This window comes from Natrinema pallidum DSM 3751 (genome assembly GCF_000337615.1).
GTDB lineage: Archaea > Halobacteriota > Halobacteria > Halobacteriales > Natrialbaceae > Natrinema > Natrinema pallidum.
In genome coordinates this window covers 69,835-92,826 of record NZ_AOII01000084.1, presented here as the reverse complement: position 1 = coordinate 92,826, position 22,992 = coordinate 69,835, and the positions used below count along the sequence as shown (strand labels likewise).

19 protein-coding genes and 2 pseudogenes are annotated in these 22,992 nt (G+C 66.0%); 8 read left to right on the top strand and 13 right to left on the bottom strand.

What is annotated here, in order from left to right; translation table 11 throughout:
- Positions 1 to 4 precede the first annotated feature (4 nt).
- Positions 5 to 1,147: a glycosyltransferase family protein gene (locus C487_RS13765; RefSeq protein ID WP_006186406.1), complete on the bottom strand. Its 1,143-nt coding sequence runs from the start codon at positions 1,145 to 1,147 to the stop codon at positions 5 to 7.
- Positions 1,148 to 1,307: 160 nt separating this feature from the next.
- Here C487_RS13765 and C487_RS21080 point away from each other — a divergent pair, with 160 nt between their 5' ends.
- Complete coding sequence (locus C487_RS21080) at positions 1,308 to 1,478, top strand: HVO_0758 family zinc finger protein (RefSeq protein ID WP_006186405.1); 171 nt, start codon at positions 1,308 to 1,310, stop codon at positions 1,476 to 1,478.
- A 201-nt stretch (positions 1,479 to 1,679) separates the two neighbouring features.
- Here C487_RS21080 and C487_RS13760 read toward each other — a convergent pair.
- From C487_RS13760 to hutU, 8 genes and pseudogenes are all read right to left on the bottom strand, one after another.
- Positions 1,680 to 2,869: pseudogene (locus C487_RS13760) on the bottom strand (DHH family phosphoesterase).
- 150 nt (positions 2,870 to 3,019) lie between these two features.
- Positions 3,020 to 3,910 (bottom strand): SDR family oxidoreductase, encoded by an 891-nt coding sequence (locus C487_RS13755; protein ID WP_006186404.1) that lies wholly within the window; start codon positions 3,908 to 3,910, stop codon positions 3,020 to 3,022.
- A gap of 163 nt (positions 3,911 to 4,073) precedes the next feature.
- Positions 4,074 to 4,499: a DUF5791 family protein gene (locus C487_RS13750; protein WP_006186403.1), complete on the bottom strand. Its 426-nt coding sequence runs from the start codon at positions 4,497 to 4,499 to the stop codon at positions 4,074 to 4,076.
- Positions 4,500 to 4,639: 140 nt separating this feature from the next.
- On the bottom strand, positions 4,640 to 6,115 hold the full coding sequence (arcD, locus tag C487_RS13745) for an arginine/ornithine antiporter ArcD (RefSeq protein WP_006186402.1): 1,476 nt from the start codon (positions 6,113 to 6,115) through the stop codon (positions 4,640 to 4,642).
- Between the two features lie 566 nt (positions 6,116 to 6,681).
- Positions 6,682 to 8,256: a histidine ammonia-lyase gene (hutH, locus tag C487_RS13740; protein ID WP_006186401.1), complete on the bottom strand. Its 1,575-nt coding sequence runs from the start codon at positions 8,254 to 8,256 to the stop codon at positions 6,682 to 6,684.
- On the bottom strand, positions 8,249 to 9,466 hold the full coding sequence (gene hutI / locus C487_RS13735; protein WP_006186400.1) for an imidazolonepropionase: 1,218 nt from the start codon (positions 9,464 to 9,466) through the stop codon (positions 8,249 to 8,251). The genes hutH and hutI overlap by 8 nt, the downstream gene beginning before the upstream one ends.
- Positions 9,463 to 10,377 (bottom strand): formimidoylglutamase, encoded by a 915-nt coding sequence (hutG, locus tag C487_RS13730; RefSeq protein WP_006186399.1) that lies wholly within the window; start codon positions 10,375 to 10,377, stop codon positions 9,463 to 9,465. Before hutG ends, hutI begins: the two co-directional genes overlap by 4 nt.
- Positions 10,374 to 12,104: a urocanate hydratase gene (gene hutU / locus C487_RS13725; RefSeq protein ID WP_006186398.1), complete on the bottom strand. Its 1,731-nt coding sequence runs from the start codon at positions 12,102 to 12,104 to the stop codon at positions 10,374 to 10,376. Before hutU ends, hutG begins: the two co-directional genes overlap by 4 nt.
- Before the next feature lie 87 nt (positions 12,105 to 12,191).
- Between hutU and C487_RS13720 the strand changes: the two genes are divergently transcribed.
- From C487_RS13720 to C487_RS13700, 5 genes are all read left to right on the top strand, one after another.
- A complete protein-coding gene (locus C487_RS13720) occupies positions 12,192 to 12,836 on the top strand; it encodes a helix-turn-helix domain-containing protein (RefSeq protein WP_006186397.1) in 645 nt (214 codons plus the stop codon).
- An 88-nt stretch (positions 12,837 to 12,924) separates the two neighbouring features.
- Positions 12,925 to 14,007 (top strand): tubulin/FtsZ family protein, encoded by a 1,083-nt coding sequence (locus C487_RS13715; protein WP_006186396.1) that lies wholly within the window; start codon positions 12,925 to 12,927, stop codon positions 14,005 to 14,007.
- Positions 14,008 to 14,394: 387 nt separating this feature from the next.
- Positions 14,395 to 15,276 carry a coiled-coil protein gene (locus tag C487_RS13710; RefSeq protein WP_006186395.1) on the top strand — a complete coding sequence of 294 codons (882 nt, stop codon included), beginning with the start codon at positions 14,395 to 14,397 and terminating at the stop codon, positions 15,274 to 15,276.
- 207 nt (positions 15,277 to 15,483) lie between these two features.
- Entirely contained in the window at positions 15,484 to 15,918 is a 435-nt protein-coding gene (locus tag C487_RS13705; RefSeq protein WP_006186394.1) for a nuclear transport factor 2 family protein, read from the top strand.
- A gap of 90 nt (positions 15,919 to 16,008) precedes the next feature.
- A complete protein-coding gene (locus C487_RS13700) occupies positions 16,009 to 17,382 on the top strand; it encodes a carboxylate--amine ligase (RefSeq protein ID WP_049908159.1) in 1,374 nt (457 codons plus the stop codon).
- Positions 17,383 to 17,497: 115 nt separating this feature from the next.
- On the opposite strand, the pseudogene C487_RS19710 reads toward C487_RS13700, so the two are convergent.
- From C487_RS19710 to lonB, 3 genes and pseudogenes are all read right to left on the bottom strand, one after another.
- A pseudogene (locus tag C487_RS19710) lies at positions 17,498 to 17,650 on the bottom strand (IS6 family transposase); the annotation flags it as partial.
- Positions 17,651 to 17,706: 56 nt separating this feature from the next.
- A complete protein-coding gene (locus C487_RS13695; RefSeq protein ID WP_006186392.1) occupies positions 17,707 to 18,678 on the bottom strand; it encodes a CPBP family intramembrane glutamic endopeptidase in 972 nt (323 codons plus the stop codon).
- Positions 18,679 to 20,835: an ATP-dependent protease LonB gene (gene lonB / locus C487_RS13690; protein WP_006186391.1), complete on the bottom strand. Its 2,157-nt coding sequence runs from the start codon at positions 20,833 to 20,835 to the stop codon at positions 18,679 to 18,681.
- Positions 20,836 to 21,129: 294 nt separating this feature from the next.
- Here lonB and C487_RS13685 point away from each other — a divergent pair, with 294 nt between their 5' ends.
- On the top strand, positions 21,130 to 21,648 hold the full coding sequence (locus tag C487_RS13685) for a nicotinamide-nucleotide adenylyltransferase (protein ID WP_006186390.1): 519 nt from the start codon (positions 21,130 to 21,132) through the stop codon (positions 21,646 to 21,648).
- 81 nt (positions 21,649 to 21,729) lie between these two features.
- Positions 21,730 to 22,548 carry an SAM hydrolase/SAM-dependent halogenase family protein gene (locus C487_RS13680; RefSeq protein ID WP_006186389.1) on the top strand — a complete coding sequence of 273 codons (819 nt, stop codon included), beginning with the start codon at positions 21,730 to 21,732 and terminating at the stop codon, positions 22,546 to 22,548.
- A gap of 39 nt (positions 22,549 to 22,587) precedes the next feature.
- On the opposite strand, the gene C487_RS13675 is transcribed toward C487_RS13680, so the two are convergent.
- Positions 22,588 to 22,959: a HalOD1 output domain-containing protein gene (locus C487_RS13675; protein ID WP_006186388.1), complete on the bottom strand. Its 372-nt coding sequence runs from the start codon at positions 22,957 to 22,959 to the stop codon at positions 22,588 to 22,590.
- Positions 22,960 to 22,992: the final 33 nt, after the last annotated feature.

Below are 22,992 nucleotides of genomic sequence, written 5' to 3'. Positions count from 1 at the left end.
GGGATTAGTCTTGCGAGCCAACGCGGTGCTCCCGCCAGGGGCGGGCGGCCGCGAGCACGTCGGCCGGCTCGAACGGGGCGTCGGTCCACCGCGGCAGGCGCGTGTCCGGCCCCGGCGGTGCGATCGAGTCGGCATAGCGCGACACCTGCTCCCGCTCGTCCGCGGGGTCGTACGCCAGACCGTTGAACGCCGCGTCGGCGCGGTACTGGTCGATCAACTCGTTACCGGCGGCCCGGTATCGCTCGGGGAGGGTCTCGTACGCGGGGTCGACGCCGTGCTCTTCTACCACCCCCAGGAGGGTGGCCGCCACTTCCCGGCTCATCCCCTCGAGTCCGGTGTCGCCGGTGACCGCGCGGTGGTCGTGTTCGTGGCGACCGAGGTCGACCTGTGCGGAGCCGTCGAAGCCGGCGATCTCGTAGGCATCGCCGAGCGTGCCGACCTCGAGTCCCCACGCACGCGGTGCGCGAAGCCGCCGGGCGAGGTGGGCACTCGCGGCGAACTCGCCGGCGAGCGCGTACCGGAACGCGCCGAGGTAGTCGACGATCGGCGCGTCGCGGGCGTCGGCCAGGGCTCGAAGCAACGGCTCGTAGAACAGTCGGCAGAGCCGCCCATAGAGCCGGTCACCTTCGACGCGCGCGTAGTATCCCTTTGCAAAGTCGAAGTCCATCGTCAGCGGTGCGAGCAGGCGCTGGACGTGTGCAGCCTCGTAGCTGCGCGCGTCGGCGTCGTGGACGACGACCGCGTCGGCGACGTCCGCGGCGGGACCGAGGGCGAGCCAGACGTCCCGTCCCTTTCCGAGCCCGCCGTCCAACCCGGCATCGGCGAGCACGGCATCGACGGCCGGCGCGTTACACCACAGGACCCGGGTCGGCAGGGCGAACGAACCGAGCCAGTCTCGAAACGGTCCGATTCGGTCGGCGTCGGCCCTGACGGGGACGAAAACCGCCGCGGGTGCCGGCTCGAGGCGCTCGAGTTCCGCGAGGACGCGCTCGGCGGCGGGGCTCTCGTACTCGCGGCCGGTCATCGGGACGATGACGGCCGTCTCGGCGACCGCAGCGGCGGCCTCGCGGGCGAGGTCGCCACCCATCCCCACGTCCCCGCCGTCGAACTCGTGGAGCGTAGCGATCCGCTCCTGGACGTACTCCATCGGTGGGGTCTTCGAGCGGACCGGTAAAACGGCCACGGATGCGGCCAGATAAACCGTCGGCGGGACCGGGTCGAGGGACGGAATGCCACCGAACGCGGAGCCGAGTCGAGACCGGCTAAAGCACCGGTCTTTTTCTTCCCCTCCTGCCTACAGGGCGAACATGAACTCAGTCCGGAAGGCGCTTCGCGCCGGCGACCTCGAGAAGGATACGTACGATCGGCTCGTCTGTGGCGAGTGCAAGAAGCCGCTAAAGACCGAAAACGACCCGGACGAGATCAAGACGGTTCGTATCTGTCCGGACTGCGGCGCGGAGTGGAAGGAGATCCGCTAGGCGGGAGCACGGCCGTTGCTTGCGCGCCCTCTCGAAGACCGCGGCGAGAACGGCGTGCGATCAGTAGCCGCGACGGCGTTCCGACGACGAGATCCCGTGCGCGACAGCAACGGAACGGTATCGGACACCCGCTCGCACGACAGCGTTGCAACCAGTGTGTAACTCGGTTCAGTCTCTCCTATCGCTGCTCGGCGCGGCCGGCTAGCGCTCGCCCGCCATCGCGGAGAAGAGTCGCTCCTCGAACTCCGTACGGCTGATCCCGTCGGAGGGTCCGATTCCGTTCATGTGGTCGACCGAGAGCTGACCGCCACCCATCCGGGCGTGGCCGCCGGCGCTGGCCATCGGAATGTCGTTGATGGCGTGGCGCAGCGTCTCACCCATGTGGACCCGGTCGTCGCGGGACCGGCCGGAGAGGTGGATCGTCCCGTCGTGTTCGCCGTAGACGACGACGGCCGTGACGCCCTCGAGGTGCATGAGTTCGTCCGCGGCCTGGGGAACTGCGTCGACGTTACCGATCTCGCCGACATCGCAGACCGCGAAGGCTGTCTCTTATACACATCTCTGATGGCGCNCGCCTTGACCTGTAAGACGTCGTCGCTGACCTGCGGATTGGCGATCCGGTCGAGCAGGTCCTCGTCGATCCCCGAGAACAGCGCGGCGCAGGCGTCGAACTCGGCCCGGGAGCAACCGTTGGTCAGGTGGTTCGTGTCGGATTGAATGCCGTAGAGCAGCCCCGTCGCGAGCTCCGGCGATACCTGAACGTCGCCCGAGCCGTCCTCGTCGGCCATCGACGCGCCGATATCCGTCAAGTACTCGACGATGATCGTCGACGCCGCGCCGTAGTCGGTCCGGACGTCGGTAAACTGCGTCCCGGCTCCGTTGCCGGGATGGTGGTCGACGACTGCGATCGGCTCGACGGTCTGGGCTCCAGTAAAGCCCCGCGGCGTGTTGTGATCGACCAGGACGACCGGGTCGGTGGCGAGTTGGGAACTCGCCTCGATCGACTCGAGGTCCAGATCGAGGACGGTCCGGAACGCGCGGTTTTCCTGATGGCGGATCTCGCCGGAGTACTGCAGCGTCGCGTCGGTATCGACCGAGTCAGCGATCCGCGCGACGCCCATCGCACACGACATCGCGTCCGGATCGGGATTCGGATGCATCAACACCGTCACCGCGTCGTGTGCGGCGAGCATGCGCCGAAGGCGTGCACCCGGCGGACGACGGAACCAACGAACCGCCCACCACCCACCGAGGACGAGGCCGACGACGGCGAGCACCAGAAGCGAGAGAACGAGCGGCTCGAGGGACCGGATCGAGTCGGCAACCGACTCGGTGACGAGCGGGGTCGCCCCGACGACGGGACCGTCGGTCGGGACGCTCCGAGAGCTCATATCGGGTGATCAAATCGAACCACCAAGAAATTTCCCCCGATTCCACGGGTCGCAGCGACACTCATCAGCCGTCGAACCAGTCGGGCCTCGAGCCATCGAAACGGTGCACACGCCGCTCGAACGCTTTGGATCGGGTGTACGCCGGACCGATCAGCCCTTCCGATAGGTCTCGATCGCGTCGCGGTACCCTTCTCGGTACGTGGGGAAGTCGAACTCGTAGTCCAGCGCCCGGAGCTTCTCGTTCGAACAGCGCTTGCTCGTCAGGATTCGTCGACGGCCCGCCTCGGAGAGGTCGTCGTCCGCGAGCCGGTCGGCTTTCGTCCGCTTCGGCGGACGCTCGACGTCACACGCGTCGGCCAGCCAGTCCGCGAACGCCCACTTCGAGGCCGGCTCGTCGTCGACCACCTGAACGACCTCGCCGCGAGCGAGAGCCTCCTCGAGCAGGTGGCGAACCGCACCCGCGGCGTCGTCCCGGTGGACCATGTTCAGATACCCCTCGGTGACGGGTCCGTCGAGGTAGCGCTCGAGCCGGTACCGGCCGGGGCCGTACAGCCCGGCATAGCGCGCCACGGTCCCGTCGATGCCGTACTCGGGAGGCAGGTCGAGCGCGAGTCGCTCGGCGTCGACGAGCACCGCGGTCTTTTCCGTGGTGGGATCGAGCGGCGTCTCCTCGTCGACCCAGTCGCCGTCGTGGTCGCCGTGGACGCCGGTCGAGGAGGTGTACACGAGCCTGTCGGGTGCGTTCTCGCGTTCCCCGAACGCTTCGATCGCCGTCCGTAGCCCGTCGACGTACACGTCCCGGGCGGCCTCGGCACCCCGTCCGCCGCTACTCGCGGCGAAGACGAGCGCGTCGACGTCCGGAACCGCCGCGAGCGCCTCCCGATCGGTGATATCCGCCCGCATCGCCTCGAAGCCGGCGGCAGCGATCCGTTCGACCCCCTCCTCGGACCGGCGAACGCCGATCGGCTCGTGGCCTCGCGAGGCGAGCTGTCGGCCGAGCTCGATGCCGACGTACCCGCAGCCGAGAATTGCAACCTTCATAGCCCGACTCGTGGCCGAATCTACATAATGCCCCCGCTCGAGACGACGTTCTCTCCCGTTCAGTGATGATCGCCGCCCGAATCGGCGGCTGGCCTGCGGGCGGGTTCGCCGCCGCCGACCAGCCGACGCGGGTGAGCCGGCGGGACGACCCGTCGCTCCGAAGTCAGGGCGCGCCGTCCGCGATCACGTACTGGATGTGGACGAACTCCCCGAACGACATGGGTGCTCGCCCTTCGATCTTCTGGTGGATTTCCTTTGCATCCAGGTCGATCTCGAGGTGACTCTCGACCGCGTCGACGTCGAGGACCGCCGTCGACATGCCCAATAGCAGGTGTTCCAGCGCCATCGTCACGATCGTCTCCGGGTCGGGCGCACCCTCCTCGAGCGACTGAATCCGGGCGGCCTGTTCGAGGGTCAACGCGGGGGAGTCGCCCGCGGCTATCGCCTCGAGCGTCTCCCGCTCGAGGTCGGTGTCGTCGGCGATGGCCTCGGGGCCGCGCTCATCGACGATCGCTGCGAAATCGGCCTCGTACTCGGCCCGGAGGTCGGCGGGCGAGTCAGGAACGGTCATCCGCTGTTCGTAGAACATATGCGAAGGGACGGGAATGGCGTAGAAAGATATTGTGACATTCCCGTTGGGTCTGTGCCGCCGTAACCGGGCGGCCGGTGCTCCGATATCGATGACGGGTGGCGGTCGGTCGGCGGGCCGATGCGACCCCGCAGCCGTCGTTACTCTTCGCCGCCCGTGACGGCCGCCGTTCCGTCGGTCGTCGATGCGGTCTCACGGGGCTCCGCTCGAGTTTCGGATGTCATTTGCCAGCCGGTCACGCCCATCAGGAGGAGCACGAGCGGCGACAGGAAGCCGAAGAAGTAGTACGGCGCGTACGACAGCGTCGGGACGCCCAGGGTTCCGGCCATGAACAGGCCGCCGCTCGACCACGGGATGAGGACCGCGGTCGTCGTGCCCGACGCTTCGACGGCACGCGAGAGGTTCTCCATCTTCAGCCCCTGTTCGCGGTAGAGGTTTCGAAGGGACATCCCGGGGACGACGATGCTGATGTACTGTTCGGCCGCGAGGACGTTCATCGAGATCGCGGAGACGATGGTGACGCCAGTGAGACTCGCCTCGCCGCGACTCAGGCGGCCGAGGTGGTGTGCGAGAACCGCCAGCACGCCGGCGCGCTCGAGTATCCCCCCGAGCGAGAGCGCGGCGATCGCGATGGTGACGATCCACGCACCGCCGAGCAGGCCGTCGCTCTGGAGCAGTCCGCTTACCAGTTCCATCCCGGTCTCGGGAGCCGTTCCGGACTGTGCGACGGTCCACGCCGCGGCGAACCCGGTCCCCTGAATGCCGACGGAAGTGAGAACGCCGGCGAACACGCCGACGCCGAGCGCCGGCAGCGCCGGGAGGCCGTAGATGGCCAGTCCGAACGTCAGCACCAGCGGCACGAAGACGAGCGGTGTCACGACGTACGTCCCCTGAATGGCACCCTGAATCTCCGCGACTCGTCCGGCGGGAATCGTCCCGGAGGCACGGAGGCCGAGGATGGCATAGAGCGCGACGGAGAGGCTGAACGCGATGAGCGTCCCGAACCGCATCGCGTTGATGTGATCGTAGAGGTCGGTGCTCGTCACGGCAGCCGCGAGGTTCGTCGTGTCCGAGAGCGGGGACTGCTTGTCCCCGGTGTATGCGCCGGTCAGAATGGCACCGGCCGTCATCGGCATCGGAATGCCGAGCCCGGCTCCGATACCGATGAACGCGACGCCGAGCGTCCCCGCAGTCGTCCACGACGAGCCGACGGCGAACGTGACGATTGCGGCGAGGATCGCGGTCATCGGCAGGAAGATCGCCGGCGTGAGCAGTTCGAGCCCGTAGTACATCAGCCCCGGAATCGTTCCCGCCTGAATCCACGTGGCGATAAGCGCGTAGACGACGAACATGATGAGGATGACCTGCATCCCCATGAGGAGGCTATCCGTGATCCCGTCGTACAGGTCGTCCCACGACAGGCCGAGGTGGTATCGGGCGAACAGCCCGGTAAACGCGATCCCCCAAAAGAGCGGGAACTGCGGGTCAAGCTCGAGCAGGACGATCCCGACGCTGAGGAATCCGAGCATCGCCACGACGGGTACGAGCGCCGCAAGCAACGACGGTCGTTTCTCGGGATCGATATCCTCGAACAGCTGCGGCTCGAGCGCTACCATCGGGTCACCTCGAGCCCGGTCCGGTCGCGGCCGAGTCGAGCCGACGACGGGACCCGCTGTCGACGTGCAACCGATCGATCGGTGTCGTCAGTGCCTCCCGCATCGGGAACGGCGTCCACGCGGTCGGGCCGTCCCGTGGACAGTCCCGCCCCAAGCCGGGGTGTCCGTCGTCTCGGTGTCTCGGTTCGATGCTGGGCGCGCGTCGCGTGGGTGATGCTCGCTACCATGTAAACAACACTCGTGGTTCACTCCAAGTAGTACTGGTTTCCATACGGTCAACTGTTTATATGTCGACTGTCAGTGCGGCGCGTTCGTCCCGACGAATCCGGTCCGGTTGTATATCGGTTTCCGTTCCGCGCTCGCTGTCACGCTACGTGACAGTCCGTGTCGACATACTGTCGGCATACGAGAGCACTGCGAGTGGCGTTGCAGTCGGCACACAAAAGCGTCCGAACCGCGTCACTGCACTCGCGATCGCGCTCCAAACCAGGAAAAAACAAGCGTCGAAACGCGCGATGGGCCGGGACGGCGTCCGATGGGAGCGTCCGACGGGAGCGCCGCTGATCTCACGCCACGCCGTCGTCGAGGTTCCGTTCGATGGCCGCGAGCAACTCGTCGGAACGGATCAGGTCCGCCATCGTCTCGATGTCGCGGTGGATGGGACGATCCGTCTCGAGGTGCGGGACGTGGTCGCGGATGGTTCGGTGGGCGGCCCGCGTCCCGACGCCGGGAACGCGGTCGTCGATGAAGTCGAGCGCCTGCGCGGCACAGGCCAGTTCGATGCCGACCACGCGTATCGTCCGATCGACGGCGTCGCTGGCGACGTGAGCGCTCTGGGCGCTCATACTCACGTGATCCTCCTGGTTGCCGCTCACCGGGACGCTGTCCGTCGACGGGCGTCCCTGCGTCTGGATCGTGCTGACGAGGTCCGCGGCCGTATACTGGGCGATCATGTAGCCCGACTCGAGGCCGCTGTCGGTGGTCAGGAACGGCGGTAAGTGTGGCTCCTGGACGTTCGGATTGAGCAGTCGATCGACCCGCCGTTCCGCGATCGACGCCAGGTTCGCGAGGGCGCTCGTCACGTAATCCAGTCGCAACGCAAGCGGCTGGCCGTGGAAGTTTCCGCCGGACAGCACCGCCGCCCGATCCGTGCCGCTCGCTCGCTCGTCGGCCTCGTCGGCGGGGAAGACGAGCGGGTTGTCCGTCGCACTGTTGAGTTCCGTCTCGATGGCCGACCGAAGGTGGCGAATCGCGTCGCGGACGGCCCCGTGAACTTGCGGGAGACACCGGATCGAGTAGGCGTCCTGGACCCGGTCGCAGTTCCGGTGCGATTCGACGATTTCGGAGTCGCGCGTCAGCCGGCGGATGTTCGCCGCGCTTGTGGCCTGCCCTTGATGCGGGCGAACGCGCTGGATGCTGGCGTGGGCGCTCGCCGTGGTGCTCATCGTCGCCTCCGTCGTCATCGCCCCGGCGACGTCCGCCATCCGCATCGCCCGCTCGGCATCGCGGACGACGAGCGCGCCGATCGCGACGGTTAGCTGCGTCCCGTTGATCAGTGCCAACCCTTCCTTCGGCCGGAGATCGAGCGGCTCGAGGCCGACGCGGGCCAGTGCCTCGTCGCCGGCGAGGCGGTCGCCGTCGACGAGTGCTTCGCCCTCCCCGATGACGACGAGTGCGAGGTGTGCGAGGGGCGCGAGATCGCCGCTCGCACCCAGACTGCCTTTGGCCTTTACCACGGGGTGAACGCCGTTGTTGAGCATGCCGACGAGGAGATCCACGACGCATTCGCGGACGCCGCTGTACCCCGCGACGAGCGCGTTGAGGCGCGTCACGAGCATCGCCCGAATCTCCGGTCGCTCGAGGTCGCGCCCGGTGCCCGCGGCGTGACTTCGAACGAGGTTGTGCTGGAGGGCTTCGATCTCGTCGTCCGGAATTCGTTCCTGTACGAGTTCGCCGAACCCGGTGTTGACGCCGTAGACTGCCTGTCCGGAGTCGACAATGTCGACGATCCGCTCGCGGGACGCGCGGACTCGTTGCCGCGCCGATTCGGGAACCGAGACGGTGGCTCCCTCGCGGGCGACGCGTTCGACATCTGCGGGTGTCAGCGACGTTCCGTCAACGACGACCGATCGATCACTCACGGTGGACCACCTCGCCATCTTTCACGACGGTTTGGACAGTCGAGACACCGAAATTGTACGGGAGATGCTGGTGGTCGGCGACGTTCGCGACGACCAGATCGCCCGGCGCGCCCTCGCACAGCGTCCCCGTTCCGTCCGTGCGATCGATGGCAGCGGCGGCGGTGCTGGTCGCACTGCGGATCGCCGCGGCCGGTCCCATTCGCATCCCATTGCACGCGAGGTCGATAGCGAACTCCATGCTCTGTGAGTAGCAGTTCGGGTTGAAATCCGTTGCAATCGCCACCGGTACATCGGCCGCCTCGAAGGCAGCCGCGTCCGCGTACTCGGCTCCGAGCGAGAACGCCGTCCCCGGGAGCAGGACGGGTGTGACGCCTGCGTCACCCAGCGCCTCGATATCGTCGTCGGTCGCCTGCAACAGGTGATCGGCGCTCGTCGCGTCCAGAGAGGCAGCTAGTTGGGAGCCGCCGAGTCGCTCGAACTCTTCGGCGTGGATCTTCGCCGACAGTCCCGCCTCCTGTCCGGCCTCGAGGACGCGGCGGGACTGTGCGACCGAGAAGACGCCCGCTTCACAGAAGACGTCACAGAACTCGGCGAGGCCGGCGTCCGCGACCGCCGGCAGTTGGTCTTCGACGACCCGATCCACGTAGTCGTCGGCCGCCATCCCTTCAGGAACGGCGTGGGCCCCCATGAACGTCGGGACCACGTCGATCGGGTGTCGCTCGTCCGCGATCGCGATCGCCTCGAGCAGTTTCAGTTCGGTCTCGATGTCGAGCCCGTAACCGGATTTCACTTCGGCCGTCGTCGTTCCGTGGGCGAGCATGACATCGAGCTGTGCCACGAGGGTCTCGACGAGTTGCTCGCGGGACGCCTCGCGCGTCGACCGAACCGTCCGTAGAATGCCACCGCCGTCCTCGAGGAGCTCCTGATACGACGCGCCCTCGAGCTTCGCGGTGAACTCGTCGGCACGGGTCCCGCCGAAGACGGCGTGCGTGTGTGGATCGACGAACCCCGGCAGTATCGTCTGCCCGGTCGCATCGATGCTATTCGCTGCGTTTTCCGGCGGATACACACGGGTGACTTCGTCTGTCGATCCCGTTGCGACCACGATGCCGTCGTCGATCGCGACGGCCCCGTTCGCCGTCGTCTCGAGGGGGTCGTTTTCGGTCGGCGTCGCGAGCTCGGCGGCGTTGTACACGACGAGATCGGTCATGCTGCCCACCCCGCGAGAGCGTGTGCGACGGTCCGCGACGCGGCGTCAACGGTTCGCCCGCCCTCGTCGAGCGGCGGCGCGCATTCGACGACCTCGAAGCCGGCGAGACGGTCGTCGGCCGCGATGCGACTGACGAGATCGAATAGCTCCCGCGGCAACAACCCGCCGGGCGTCGGGGCGCTGACACCGCAGTAGGGTGCGTCGAGAACGTCGATGTCGACGCTACAGTAGAGCCGGTCGACGCCCTCGAGTGCCGATAACGCTCGATCGACAGCGTCGGCGGGATCGGTTGCCGCCTCCGTCGCGGTGACGACCGCGCCGCCGCGCTCGCGGACGAACTCGTGGTAGGCCGTACTCGTCTCGAAATGGCGCGCACCGAGACACGCGTAGCCGTCCAGCCCGGCCTCGTGTAACTGGCGATAGGGCGTCCCGCTGGTCGGGCCGTCCCGTGTCTCGCGGACGTCGAGGTGGGCGTCGATGTTGACGACGCCGACGCTGGCGTCTTCGAGAAGCGGGGCGACGTTCGGGTAGGTCAGCGAGTTGTCTCCGCCGAGGAACACCGGCAACGCTTCGCGCTCGTGTACCGCCGCCGCGCGCTCGCGGACCGCCCGCTGGACGTCGGCGACGGAGCCGTCGGGAATCGGCATGTCCCCGAGGTCGGCGACGCTCCGAATGGGGCCACTCCCGAAATGGTGGGTCTTGACCCCTGAGAGCGATTCCCTGAGCGCACGGGGACCCGCAGCCGCCCCGGTTCGGGAGATGACCGCACCGTCGTACGGCTCGCCGACGAGGACGGCATCGAACGAGTCCGCCTCCTCGAGCATCGTCGCGGTAACGACATCGCCGAACTGCTCGTCGACGGGGTCCGACGATGTCCCTGACCACGTCGGTGGGTCGATGAACGAACTCATTCGTCCTCCTGCATCGGGACGTGGACGTTCGAATCCGCGGCCTCCTCGAGCGCTTCGTCGTAGCCGGCGTCGGCGTGGCGGATGACACCCATCCCGGGGTCGGTGGTAAACACGCGCCGGGCCTTCCGTGCAGCGAGGTCCGACCCGTCGAGGACGACGTGATTGTTGGTGTGTAAAGAGTTCCCGATCCCGACGCCGCCGCCGTCGTGGACGCTGACGATGTCCGCACCGGCAGCGCAGTTGAGCAAGGCGTTGAGCACCGGCCAGTCGGCGACGGCGTCCGAGCCGTCGCGCATGGCCTCGGTCTCCCGGTTCGGACTGGCGACGCTGCCCGCGTCGAGGTGGTCGCGCGTGACGACGACCGGGGCCGAAATCTCGCCGTCTGCGACGAGGTCGTTGATGTGTAACGCGAACCGTGCGCGTTCGGTCAGCCCGTCGTCGGCCTGATACCCCAGCCAGCAGACGCGGCTGGGAAGCCCCTGGAACGAGACCTGTTCCTGCGCGAGATCGATCCAGCGATGGAGTTGCTCCTTGTCCGGGAACAGCTCCTTGACGGCCTCGTCGGTCCGATGGATGTCCGACTCGTCCCCGGAAAGGGCGACCCAGCGGAACGGTCCCTTGCCGCGGCAGAACAACGGCCGAACGTATGCCGGCACGAACCCCGGGAAGTCGAATGCGGTGTCGAGCCCGCGATGTGTTTCGACCTGACCGCGGATGTTGTTCCCGTACTCGAACGCCACCGCGCCTCGGTCCTGCATCGCCAGAATCCCCTCGACGTGGCGCTCCATCGTGTCGAGGCTCTCGGCGACGTACCGTTCGGGATCGGACTCGCGGAGCGCATCGGCCTCGTCGACGGTGTAGCCGCTCGGATAATACCCCTCGAGTTCGTCGTGGGCGCTCGTCTGATCGGTGACGATCTCCGGGACGAACCCCCGCTCGAGGAACCCGTCGAACATCTCCGCCGCGTTCATATGGAGCGCGATCGAGCGCGGTTCGCCGGCCGCCGCGGCGTCGCGGGCCAGTTCGATCGCCTCGTCGATGTCGTCGGTCTTCTCCATGCAGTAGTCCGTCTCGAGTCGCCGGTCGATGCGCCGCTCGTCGACTTCGGCTGCGATACAGACGCCGTGGTTCATCGTCACGGCGAGTGGCTGTGCACCGCCCATCCCGCCGAGGCCGGCGGTGGCGGTGATGGTCCCGCGGAGTCCCTCGCGGTCGGGGAAGTGCTGGCGTGCGACCTCGGCCAGCGTCTCGAAGGTCCCCTGGATGATCCCCTGCGTGCCGATGTAGGCCCACGAACCCGCGGTCATCTGCCCGTACATGATGAGCCCCTTCGACTCGAGTTCGTGGAAGTGCTCCCAGTCGTCCCAGTTCCCGACGAGGTTCGAGTTCGCGATCAACACGCGCGGCGCACGGTCGTGCGTTCGAAAGCGCCCGACGGGTTTCCCCGACTGGACGAGCAACGTTTCGTCGTCGTCGAGGTCCCGGAGTTCGTCGAGGATCGCGTCGTACGCGTCCCAACTCCGCGCGGCGCGGCCGGTCCCGCCGTAGACGACGAGGTCCTCCGGCTCTTCTGCGACCTCGGGGTCGAGGTTGTTGTTGAGCAATCGCAGAGCGGCCTCCTGTCGCCACCCCTCACACTCGATGTCGGTCCCCGTCGGAGACCCCTGGTATTCGCGCCAGTCCGACGACGGCTCGCCGATTTCGTGACCGGAATCGTCTCGTGTCATGCGTCTAGCTCTCACGCTAGCGAACGTGAAATCCTGTCACTCTCCCTTTGGCCAATATTTTTTAAGGAAACCGGGCGAACGTGCCCTATGTACAAGGCGGTATTTCGGATCGAGAGCGACGATCCGTACTCGAGTTCGACGGCGAACAACGAGACGAGCATCGAGTTGTGGTGTAACGATCACTGTGACTTGCTCCACGTGACCGGGGACCAGCAAGCCGACGTGGAGGCTCAGGTGGCCGCGGAGGTCGGGGTTCGACAGCGGATCGAAAACGGCAGCGATCGGACGATCGTCACGGAGTCGTGTCTGAAACAGTACGGTGACGACTATATCGAAGCGCCGCTTGCCGCCAACGATTGTCTACTCTTGCCGCCGTTACGGTACGAGAGCGGGGCAAAGGTCGTTCGCGTCCTCGCGCTCACCGCATCGAACCTGACCGCCTTCTACAGCGACATCGCGGCCGACTCGACCGTGACCGTCGAGTCGAAAAAAGAACTGCAAACCGTTCGATCCGAGACGCCGGTCCTTTCGGTCGACTCCTTTCTGCCGACGCTCTCCGACCGCCAGCGCGAGGTGTTCCTGGCCGCCTACGAGTGGGGATACTACGAAATCCCGCGCGGGACGACGACGGCCGACATCGCGGACGCGCTGGATCTCAGCCGTCGGACCGTCGACCATCACCTCAGACGCGCCGAGGAAAAGATCGCGGACGCGTTCGCCGCGTATCTCTAGATGAGTCCGAGCGGTCGGGTCCGTTCACCGCTGCCGAACTCATTACCCGACCGGAACTTTCAACAGACCGCCATCATATGGGACGTACATGAAAGTAGCCCTGATCGGAGTCGGCCAGGCTGGCGGCAACGTCACTGAACGACTCGCCAGGTTCGACGCGGACATGGGTTTCGAAGCCATCCAGGGAGCGCTGGCCGTCAACTCGGCGGAAGCCGACCTCGAGTCGCTGCAGTTCGTCGAGACGCAGTTGATCGGTGCCGACCGCGTGAACGGGCACGGCGTCGGTGCCGACAACGAACTCGGGACCGAAGTGATGCAATCGGACATCCAGCAAGTACTGGACGGTCTCGACGGGCGCGTCACGTCGACGGCCGAAGCCGTCTTCGTCGTCGCCGGCCTCGGCGGCGGCACCGGGAGCGGCGGCGCGCCGGTCCTCGTCCATCACCTCCAGCAGATCTACGACATCCCGGTCTACGCGCTCGGCATCCTTCCGGGACGGAACGAGGGCGCGCTCTATCAAGCCAACGCCGGTCGCTCCCTGAAGACGCTCCTCCGGGAGGCCGACTCGACGCTGTTGATCGACAACGACGCCTGGCACGAACAGGGCGAGAGCATCGAGAGCGCCTTCGAGACGATCAACGAACGGATCGCCAAACGTGTCGGCCTGCTCTTTGCCGCCGGCGAGGCCGTCAACGGCGTCGGCGAGAGCGTCGTCGACTCGAGCGAAGTAATCAACACCCTTCGCGCGGGTGGGGTCGCGGCGCTCGGCTACGCGACCGAGGTCGCAAGCGAGGACAGCAGCGAGAACATCACGAACACGATGAGCGTCGCTCGACAGGCGCTGTTGACCGGAACCAGCCTGCCGGATGCGACGACGGCCGACTCGGCGCTGCTCGTCATTGCCGGCCAGCCCGATGCGATCCCGCGCAAGGGCGTCGAACGCGCCCGCCGCTGGCTCGAGGACGAAACCGGAAGCATGCAGGTCCGTGGCGGTGACTTCCCCATGGACAGCGACCGACTCGGCGCGCTCGTCTTGCTCGGCGGCGCGGAGCGCTCCGACCGGATCGAGGCGTTCATGGACCGCGCCCGCGAGGCGAAAGACGCCCAGGAGGCGGAAGCGACGGACCACGCCGAGGAGTTCGCCGACGAACGTCTCGAGAACCTCTTTTAGCGTCGGGTCGCCGTCACCGGTTCGCTCGCGATCACGAACGGTGCCGTTGCCGAGCGGTCGAGTCGGCCCAGGTTTATACTGCCGACAGCAGCCGTGGCATGACACAACACGGTGGAAGGAGGTCCCTGCTAACGGTTTTCAGGGGTGTCGTGACCGGTACATTTAAACTATAGGGGCCAGTAGTACCAGTCACCAGAACGCCACCGGGGCGCGTATCGCTCGACGATCGATGACAGGAAATCTTATTCACCGAGGTTTCGCAGATCGTGAGCAGTCGCTTCGAACGGTCGAACGGCTACTCGAGTCACCCGCCGAGCCGTCGGCGACCGACTCGAGTAGCCGTCGACGGGTTCTCCGGTGCGGGTATGGCACAGAGGTTTGACTAACATGGTAGACGAATCGAAGAACATCGAACTGACAGAGGACGACCTAGAAAACAAATCGAAAGGACAGCTCATCAAAATGGCCGGTCAACTGCGGGACCGGCGAAACGAGCTGAACCAGATGGCCTCCGACCGGGCCTCCAAGCGCGACGACCTCAACGCGAAGACTCGCGAGAAGGTCGACGAGGCCCAGGAGCACCGCGAGAAACGCGACGAGCTCAACGAGCAGGTCCAGGAACACAAGGAGAGCCGCAACGAGCTCAACGCCGAAGCCAACGAGCTGTTCGACAAGGTCGAACAGCTCAAGTCGGACATGGAGCTCGACGAGGGCAAGGACCTCGAGGAACTCGAAGAGGAGATCGAGGAACTCGAGTTCAAACAACAGACCGAGGTCCTCTCGAGCGAGGACGAGAAGGAACTCATCGAGAAGATCGAGAGCAAACGCGAGGAGTACGAGGAGCGCAAGCAGAAACTCGATCAGAACGAGGATCTCGAAGAACTCGTCGATGAGGCCGAGGAAGTGCGATCGGAAGCCTCCCAGCACCACCAGAAGGTCACGGAACTGGCGGACAAGGCCCAGGAACATCACAACCAGATGATCGAGGCCTATCGGGAAGCCGACGACATCCGTGACGAGGCCGACGAGATGCACGAGAAGTTCGTCGAGGCCCAGGAGGCCGCCGACCGCCACCACGAGGACTTCGTCCGCGTCCAGAAGCGCCTGCGCGAACTCGACAAGCAGGAAGAAGAGGAGCGCAAGTCCGAACGCGACAAGAAGAAAGAGGAGGCCAAGGAGGAGGCCGAGGAAATCTATCAGAAGTTCAAGGAAGGCGAAACCCTCGACACCGAGGACCTGATGAAACTCCAGAAGACGGGACTGCTCTAAGTCGATTCCGTCTACCGCGATTTCTCTCCCCCGAGTCTTCGGGGATTTCAAGCGCCCGAACAGCGACCGCTCTCTGCCGGCACCCCGAAACGCGGCCGGCGGACCCCGCTGATCGCCGAACCGACGTGCCGGACTTCGTGACGTTCTCACCGCGTGCACTCGGATCGCGCTCTGTTGTCCGATCGCGTTTTTGCTACCACCGCACTCATGACAGCGACCGAACGGCGAGCGGCCGAGCGGAGGTCCACACGGGAACGGCTCACGGCGTTTTACGCCACGTTCAACCGTGTCGTCACGGGTCGGGGCGGAGCGGACGAGCTGGCACCGATACTCGAGGCCGACATCGTCTGGACCGATGCGACGACTGGCGACCGCGCCGGGCGAACGGAGACGGGGATCGACGCGGTCCTCGAGAACGTGGTGCTGGCGACGGGACAACGGGCCGCGCATCTCCAGGCGCTCCCCGAGCGGTTCGTCGACGCCGGCGAGCGGACGATCGTAACGGGTGCCTACGTCGGAACGATCGACGGCCGCCCCTTCGATGTCCCGTTCGCTCACGCGTTCGCCGTTCGAGACGGACGGATTCGTCGGTGGACGGCCTACAGCGACCCCGCGCTCGAGCGGAGCGTATTCGACGCCTAACGCCGCGTCTCCCGATCGAATCCGGAACGACGACCGACGCCCCGAATTATTCGATCTATAACAATGCAATAAGCCCCCCAGCTACCGGTTATGCAACGTCACAGGGACGACGCGAGCGTGCTCGTGCCCGGGATCGATGCACCGAGCACCGTTGCCTGTCTCCGCTCACTGCACCCGCGGGGTATTCGGACCATCGTGGGCTCGGAGTCACGGTCGACGCCGGCGGCCAGCTCGGCCTACCGCGACGAGTTCGTCACGCTGCCGGACCCGGAAACCGAACTCGCCGCGTACGGGGATGCGCTGCTCTCGCTTGCCGAACGCCCGGCCGTTCGGACGATCGTTCCGGTCCGTGAGGAAGACGTCTACGTGCTCGCAAAGCGCAAGGCAGCGTTCGCCGACGAAATCGCGACGCCGTGGCCCGACTTCGAGACGCTGCGACGAGTACAGGACCGCGTCGAACTCTTCGCAGCCGCCGAGGCGGCCGGCGTCGGCACGCCCGAGACCGACCTCCTCGATCAGTGGACCGACTGGAGCCGTGAGACGGTCGTGAAACCACGCTACACCGTGGCATCGCCGACGTATCTCGGGGCGCGGTTCGAGGACGCGGAGATCGGTTCGACGGCGTACCAGCGGCCCGGGAAGCCGCCGGACGAGCAAGCGGTCGTCGAGAAACGTGGCCATACCCCGATCGTCCAGGAGCGGATCGCCGACTCGCGGGAGTTCGGCTTCTTCGCGCTCTACGACCGCGGCGACCCGGTCGCGACCTTCCAGCACTGCCAGCGTCGCGGCTGGGAGTACTGCGGCGGCCCCAGCGCCTACCGTGAATCGGTCCACATCCCGGCCCTCGAGACCGCCGGTCGCGCGCTCCTGAGCGAACTCGAGTGGCACGGGCTCGCCATGGTCGAGTTCCTGCGCGACCCTGCGGACGGCGAGTTCAAACTCATGGAGATCAACCCGCGGTTCTGGTCGTCGCTGCCGTTCTCGATTCGGGCGGGGGCCGACTTCCCCTACTACTACTGGCAGTTGGCGATAGACGAGCCGATCAGGTCGGAGCCGACGTACGAGGTCGGGCTGGGTGGCCATCTGTTGCGTGGCGAACTCAGCTACCTCCACAGCGTGGCGACCGAGGAGTACCCGCTCGTCGACCGCCCGTCGCTCGCCGCGGCCGCACGCGAGGTCGCCACGTCGCTCGTCCGCCAGCCTCGGTTCGATTACGCGGTCGCCGACGACCCGGTGCCGTTCTTCCAGGACGGCGTGAATCTCGTCCGGGCGTGGCTCGAGAGCCGCTCCGACGGGGAGCCGCGACCCGAGACCGAGCGGGATGTCGAGGTCGGGACCGATACGGAGACGGAAATCGGCGGCGATGGCGCGGATCCGACCGAGACGGGATCGGCTGCGGACGGCGATCCGACGCGATCGGCACAGACCGATGGCGGGCCCCGGTCCGACTCGAGGCGGCGCTGACGGAGCGGACCCGCGAGTATCCGATTGCGACTGCGAACGAGGGGTTGCGTTCGCACGTTATCCCGAGTGAATCGACTCCGACGGCGAGTCCGAGAGCCACCGCTCGAGCGTATACGACTGCGGCGTACAGCCAATACTGCTCAGCATTCAGTTGGATCACCGTCTCGTCAACCGCAACGTGATCCGGACACCGACCAGATTCGGGCTGTAGATCGGCCTTGTGAACCCAATTATGAACGGTGGCTCGAGCGCGTTCGACACTGAATATGACAATCATTCGAGTTGAAACCACTTATCGATGAGGGTTCGTATTTGAACCAACCCTTAGCCTTCGAGGGGGTCTGCCCACTCGAGACCGATCCCCTCGTGGACGACGAACTCGAGGGCGTTGATCAGGTAGTGGGCGACGACGACGACCAGGAGACTCCCGGTGGCGATGAAGACGGCCGCGAGGACGAACCCGAGGAGGCCGGTGACGACGACACCGACCGGGCCCTGCATGCCGTGGCCGAGCGCGAACGCGATCGAGGACCCGACCGCGAGCAGCCACGGCGAGAGTCCGTAGCCGGCGGCGGGGACGCCGATCAGCGCCGCCCGGAAGAGGAACTCCTCGAAGAGGGCGATGATCGGGAGCACGCCCAGCAACAGGACGAGCCAGCCCTCGAGCGAGTCGGGAGACAACAGCTCTCGGAGGGCCTCGTCGTGGTCGAATCCGACGCGGGTCGCCGCCGCCCCGGCGAGTTCGTTCGCGACGTAGAAGACGCATCCGGCGGCCGTCCCCCAGAGCAGCCCCGATCGGAGGTATGCGACGGACAACTCGATCCCCAGTGCCGCGGCCGGAACGGCGGTGTAGACCGCGGCACCGAGTAACACGAGCGCGAACAGACCCTGCGAGAAGGCGACGTTCGCGAGGACCAGTCCGGTCGACAGCGAGTCCGGATCGACGCCGCGGTCGGCCGGCCGCTGCCGTCCGTGTGACTCGAGTGGCACGTCACGTGGCTCGCCCGCGACGTCGGACGGGACATCGGCGGAGCGATCGTCTCGCGCCGACTCGTTGTCCCTCGCGACGGGCGGCTGCTCGCCCCCGTCCGAACCGGCCGCCTGCTCGGCATCTCGCGGCTGCGAGTTGCCCGTCCCGTCGACCGTCTCGGCGGCGGTCGTCGCGTTCGCCCGGGGTTCGCCGTCGCTCGAGTCGGGATCGCCGTCGGTAAACGCGGACTGTGTCAGATGTGATAAAACGAGCAGGAGCGCGAGGACGACGCCGGTTATGCCGACGAACGTCGCCCACTGCGGCATTTACTGCGGGCTCGGGTTCGACCCGCCGGCGGAGCCGACGGTGCCCTGATCGAACGCCGTCCCGGTGATCGACTTGAGACGGTCGACCAGCGAGTCCTTCTTCGGTTCGCCCATCAGGGCGACGTCCAAGACCTCGCTGATGTTCGCACAGGGGATGATCTCGATCATGTCCTCGTACTCCTCTTCGATCATCACGTCCTGTTCGTTCGCTTCGGGGATGATGACCTTCGTGCAGCCGGCCTTGGCGGCGGCTTCGATCTTGTGGGTGACGCCGCCGACCGGCAGCACGTCGCCGCGGACCGACAGCGAGCCGGTCATCGCGACCGACTGGTCGACCGGGATGTTCTCCAGCGCGGAGATGACGGCGGTCGCGACCGTGATGGAAGCGGAGTCGCCGTCGACGCCCTGTTGGCCGGCCTGGACGAACTGGATGTGGATGTCCTTCTCCGAGAGATCGACGTCGGAGAACTTCTTGATGATCGCGGAGACGTTCTGGACGGATTCCTCGGCCATCTCCTGAAGCTTGCCGGTGGCGATGACCTGTCCGCCGCCCTGTGCGGGGGCGATTTCGGCCATGACCGGCAGCATGATGCCCGAGTCTTCGCCCATGACGGCGAGGCCGTTGACGCGGCCCTCGACACCGCCCTCGTTGACCTGCAGCTCGTAGTCCTTGCGGCGCTCGATGTAGTCGTCGGCGAGCTGTTGTTCGATCGAGCGCGAGCGTTTCTTCGCCTGCAAGACGTCGTCACGGGTGGTGTACTCGCGATCCTCAGCGCGGGCGATGTCGCCCGCGACGCGGACCAGCCCACCGAGGCTGCGGAACAGCAGCGTGAGGTGGTTCTTGCGGCCCGAGCGGCGTTTCGCCTCGAGGATGAGTTCCTCGACGGCGTCGTCGGTGAAGTGGGGCAGGCGGCCGTCGCGTTCGACCTCCTGGGCGATGAAGCGGGCGTACTTGCGCCGCATCTCGGGGGTGTCCTCGATGGTGTCGTCCATGTAGACCTCGTACCCGTACCCCTTGATCCGGTTGCGGAGCGCGGGGTGCATGTTCTCCATGGCGTCGAGGTTCCCGGCGGCGACCATGATGAAGTCACAGGGGACGGGTTCGGTCTGGACCATCGCGCCCGAGGAGCGCTCGGACTGGCCCGTGATGGCGAACTCGCCTTCCTGGATGGCCGTCATCAGTTTCTGCTGGGTCCGGATGTCGAGCGTGTTGATCTCGTCGACGAACAGCACGCCCTTGTTGGACTTGTGGATCGCGCCCGGCTCGACGCGGTCGTGGCTCGGTGTCTCCATGCCGCCGGACTGGAAGGGGTCGTGGCGGACGTCACCGAGCAGTGCGCCGGCGTGGGCACCGGTCGCGTCCTCGAAGGGCGCGACGCGCTGATCGCCGTTGTTGACGATCATGTTGGGCACCATCGCATCGGTCCCGCGGGAGGTGTAGCGGAAGATCAGCCAGACGATCCCCGCTGCGAGGATGCCAAGCAATATCTGCCCGCCTACCAGAAGCGCATAGCCGATAACGACGGCGATGATGATCCACATCAGGATCGAGCGCATCTGGTTGCGCTTGCGGGCCTCCTCCTTGTGGGCGTCGATGATCTGTTCGCCCTTCCCGGCGGGAACGGTCCGAACCTTCGGTTCGTTGCCGTCGTCGGGATTGTGGTAGACTAAAACGTCCTGAAGATCCTCCTTCGGAAGCAGTTGGCTCATCGCCTTCGCCAGCATCGACTTGCCGGTCCCCGGCGAACCGATCATCATGACGTGCCGGCGCTGCTTCGCCGCCTTGATAATGATATCTCGCGCTTCGTCCTGGCCGATGACCTGATCGACGAGCCGATCGGGGACTTCGATGTCCTCGGTCGAATCGATCTTCAGACCGCCCAGCAGATCGTCCTCGGCGATCTCTTCGTCGACCTCGACGCCTGGATCGACCTCGACGGTACTCCCGAGGTCCTCGACGGTCTCGATGTCGTCGTCCTCGTCGGACGACGGCTCGAACTCGTCGATCGGATCGTCGACGTCGTTGCGACGGTCACCGTCCTCCTCGAGCGGCGACCGGTCTCCCTGACGCTCGGGCTGCTCAACGGGGTCGGTCCCGTCGGAAACAGTCTCCGAAGCGTCTTCGGGAGGGTCGTCAACGTTCGTATCGTTACTCATAGAACTCTGTTCGGTACCTGGTTCGAAGGGGTTGCGACTGATATACTTTCTCCATGCGGAGGATGGTGTCAGTCGGTGATACCGGGCGGAACAGCGGTCGACAGCGGAAAGCAGCCGATGAGAGCGGTTTGTTTAATACAGTATCGTCTGGGGAGGAATATATAGTTGTCTGATCAGTCCCCGTCGAGCAGTGTCAGGGACGGCGGAACGTCGGCACGGATCGACCGGGATGTCGATCGCTCGACTCGAGGTGAACTCGCCACCCTTAAGCGCCGCGCCCGTGCAGTGACCGGCATGACTCGGGGGTTCTACATCGGTCGCTTTCAGCCCTTTCACAACGGCCATCGGAGTATGGTCGAGCAGATCGCCGAGGACGTCGACGAACTCGTCCTCGGAATCGGAAGCGCCGACGATTCGCATACCGTCCGGAACCCGTTTACGGCGGGCGAACGGATCATGATGATCACGAAGTCGCTCGTCGAGTTCGATCTCGTCACTTACGCCGTCCCGATCGAGGACCTCGAACGCAACTCGGTATGGGTCAGCCACGTCCAGAGCATGAGTCCCGACTTCGATGTCGCCTACTCGAACAACCCACTCGTGATCCAACTCTTCCACGAGGCCGACATCGAAATCCGCCAGTCGCCGATGTTCAACCGCGAGGTCCTCGAAGGGTCGGAGGTCCGCGAGCGGATGATCACGGGCGGCGACTGGGAGTCGCTCGTCCCCGAAGCGGTCGTCGATGTCGTCGAGGAGATGAACGGGATCGAGCGCATTCAGATGGTCAGCGACTCGGACTCGAACGGGGACTGAACCGGGCGGATCGAACACGACTGACGAGCAACCGCCGCCGAATCCCCGCTGTCTTTGGGTGCTCACGCCGTACGGCCGTTCATGATTACGCTCGCGTCCGACTTCGGCACGCCGTATCCGGCGGCGATGAAGGGCGTACTGGGACAGCGGACGGATGCTCGATTAGTCGATGTCGCGCACGATTTTCCGCGGCAGGACGTTCGAACGGCGGCGTTCTGGCTTCGCGAGGTATTGCCGTACTTCCCTCCGGCAACCCACCTCGTCGTGATCGATCCCGGTGTCGGCACCGAGCGGGCCGCGCTGGTGCTCCGTGCCGGCGACCACACGCTCGTGGGCCCGGATAACGGAGTTTTGTGCCCCGCGGCGCGGCGACTCGCGGGCGGCGACGACGGCGAACTCGAGGCATACGTGATCGCCGAGGACGAACTCGATACCGTGGAACCGACGATACCGTCACAGCCGAGCGAGCACCGCTCACCGCGGAGCAACACCTTTCACGGTCGGGACGTCTTCGCCCCCGCTGCCGCCGCCGTTCACGACGTCGAGAGCGATGCACTCGGCTCGCTCACGTGTCTCGAGTCGGGGGCCGTCGCGGTCGACCTCGAACTTCCGACAGCCGATCTCGAGGGGCACCGTGCAATCGGCGAGGTGATGGTTGTCGACGGGTTCGGGAACGCGATCACGAACGTTCCCGGGTCGTTCCTCGACGGCCGGGCCCGGGTCCTGGTAAACGGCGACGCGGTTCCGGTCGGCGAGACCTTCGCGGCCGTTTCCATGGGTGCCCGACTCGCGACCGTCGGCAGTCACGGGTACGTGGAACTCGATGTCAATCGGGGCCGCGGTGAGGACGCGTTCGGCCTCGCGCCCGGCGATCGAGTCGTCCTCGAAGCGTCCTCGTGACGGCTCAGTGGGGATGAAACACGGCGGTGGAACCCCGAATCAATCGCCGGTCGGACCGGCGTGTGTCCGGGCCGGATCGATCACGAGCTCGCCGTCGGCACGGACCGTGACGACGCACTGCGAAAACGTGAACGTGATCGTCCCGTCACCGGAACGGGGGCCGGCACCGCGCCAGTGGACGAAGAGGGCGTTCAGCGCGTCCGGTTCGACGCACTCGGAGAGCGACTCGAGATCGTCCGGTTCGATCCCGAGCACCGACGAGACGGTCATGAGCAGTGCCGTACTCACCGGCTCGTACGCGCCGTCCTCGCACCACGTGTGGTAGGTGCCACGGTCGTCGTCGTAGTAGACCGTGCGGCCGTCAGTGACGGCGATCGGCGTCAGTGTGTCTCGCGGAGCAGTGCCGGACATAATACTTCTAACTGATTGATGTTAACACTTAAC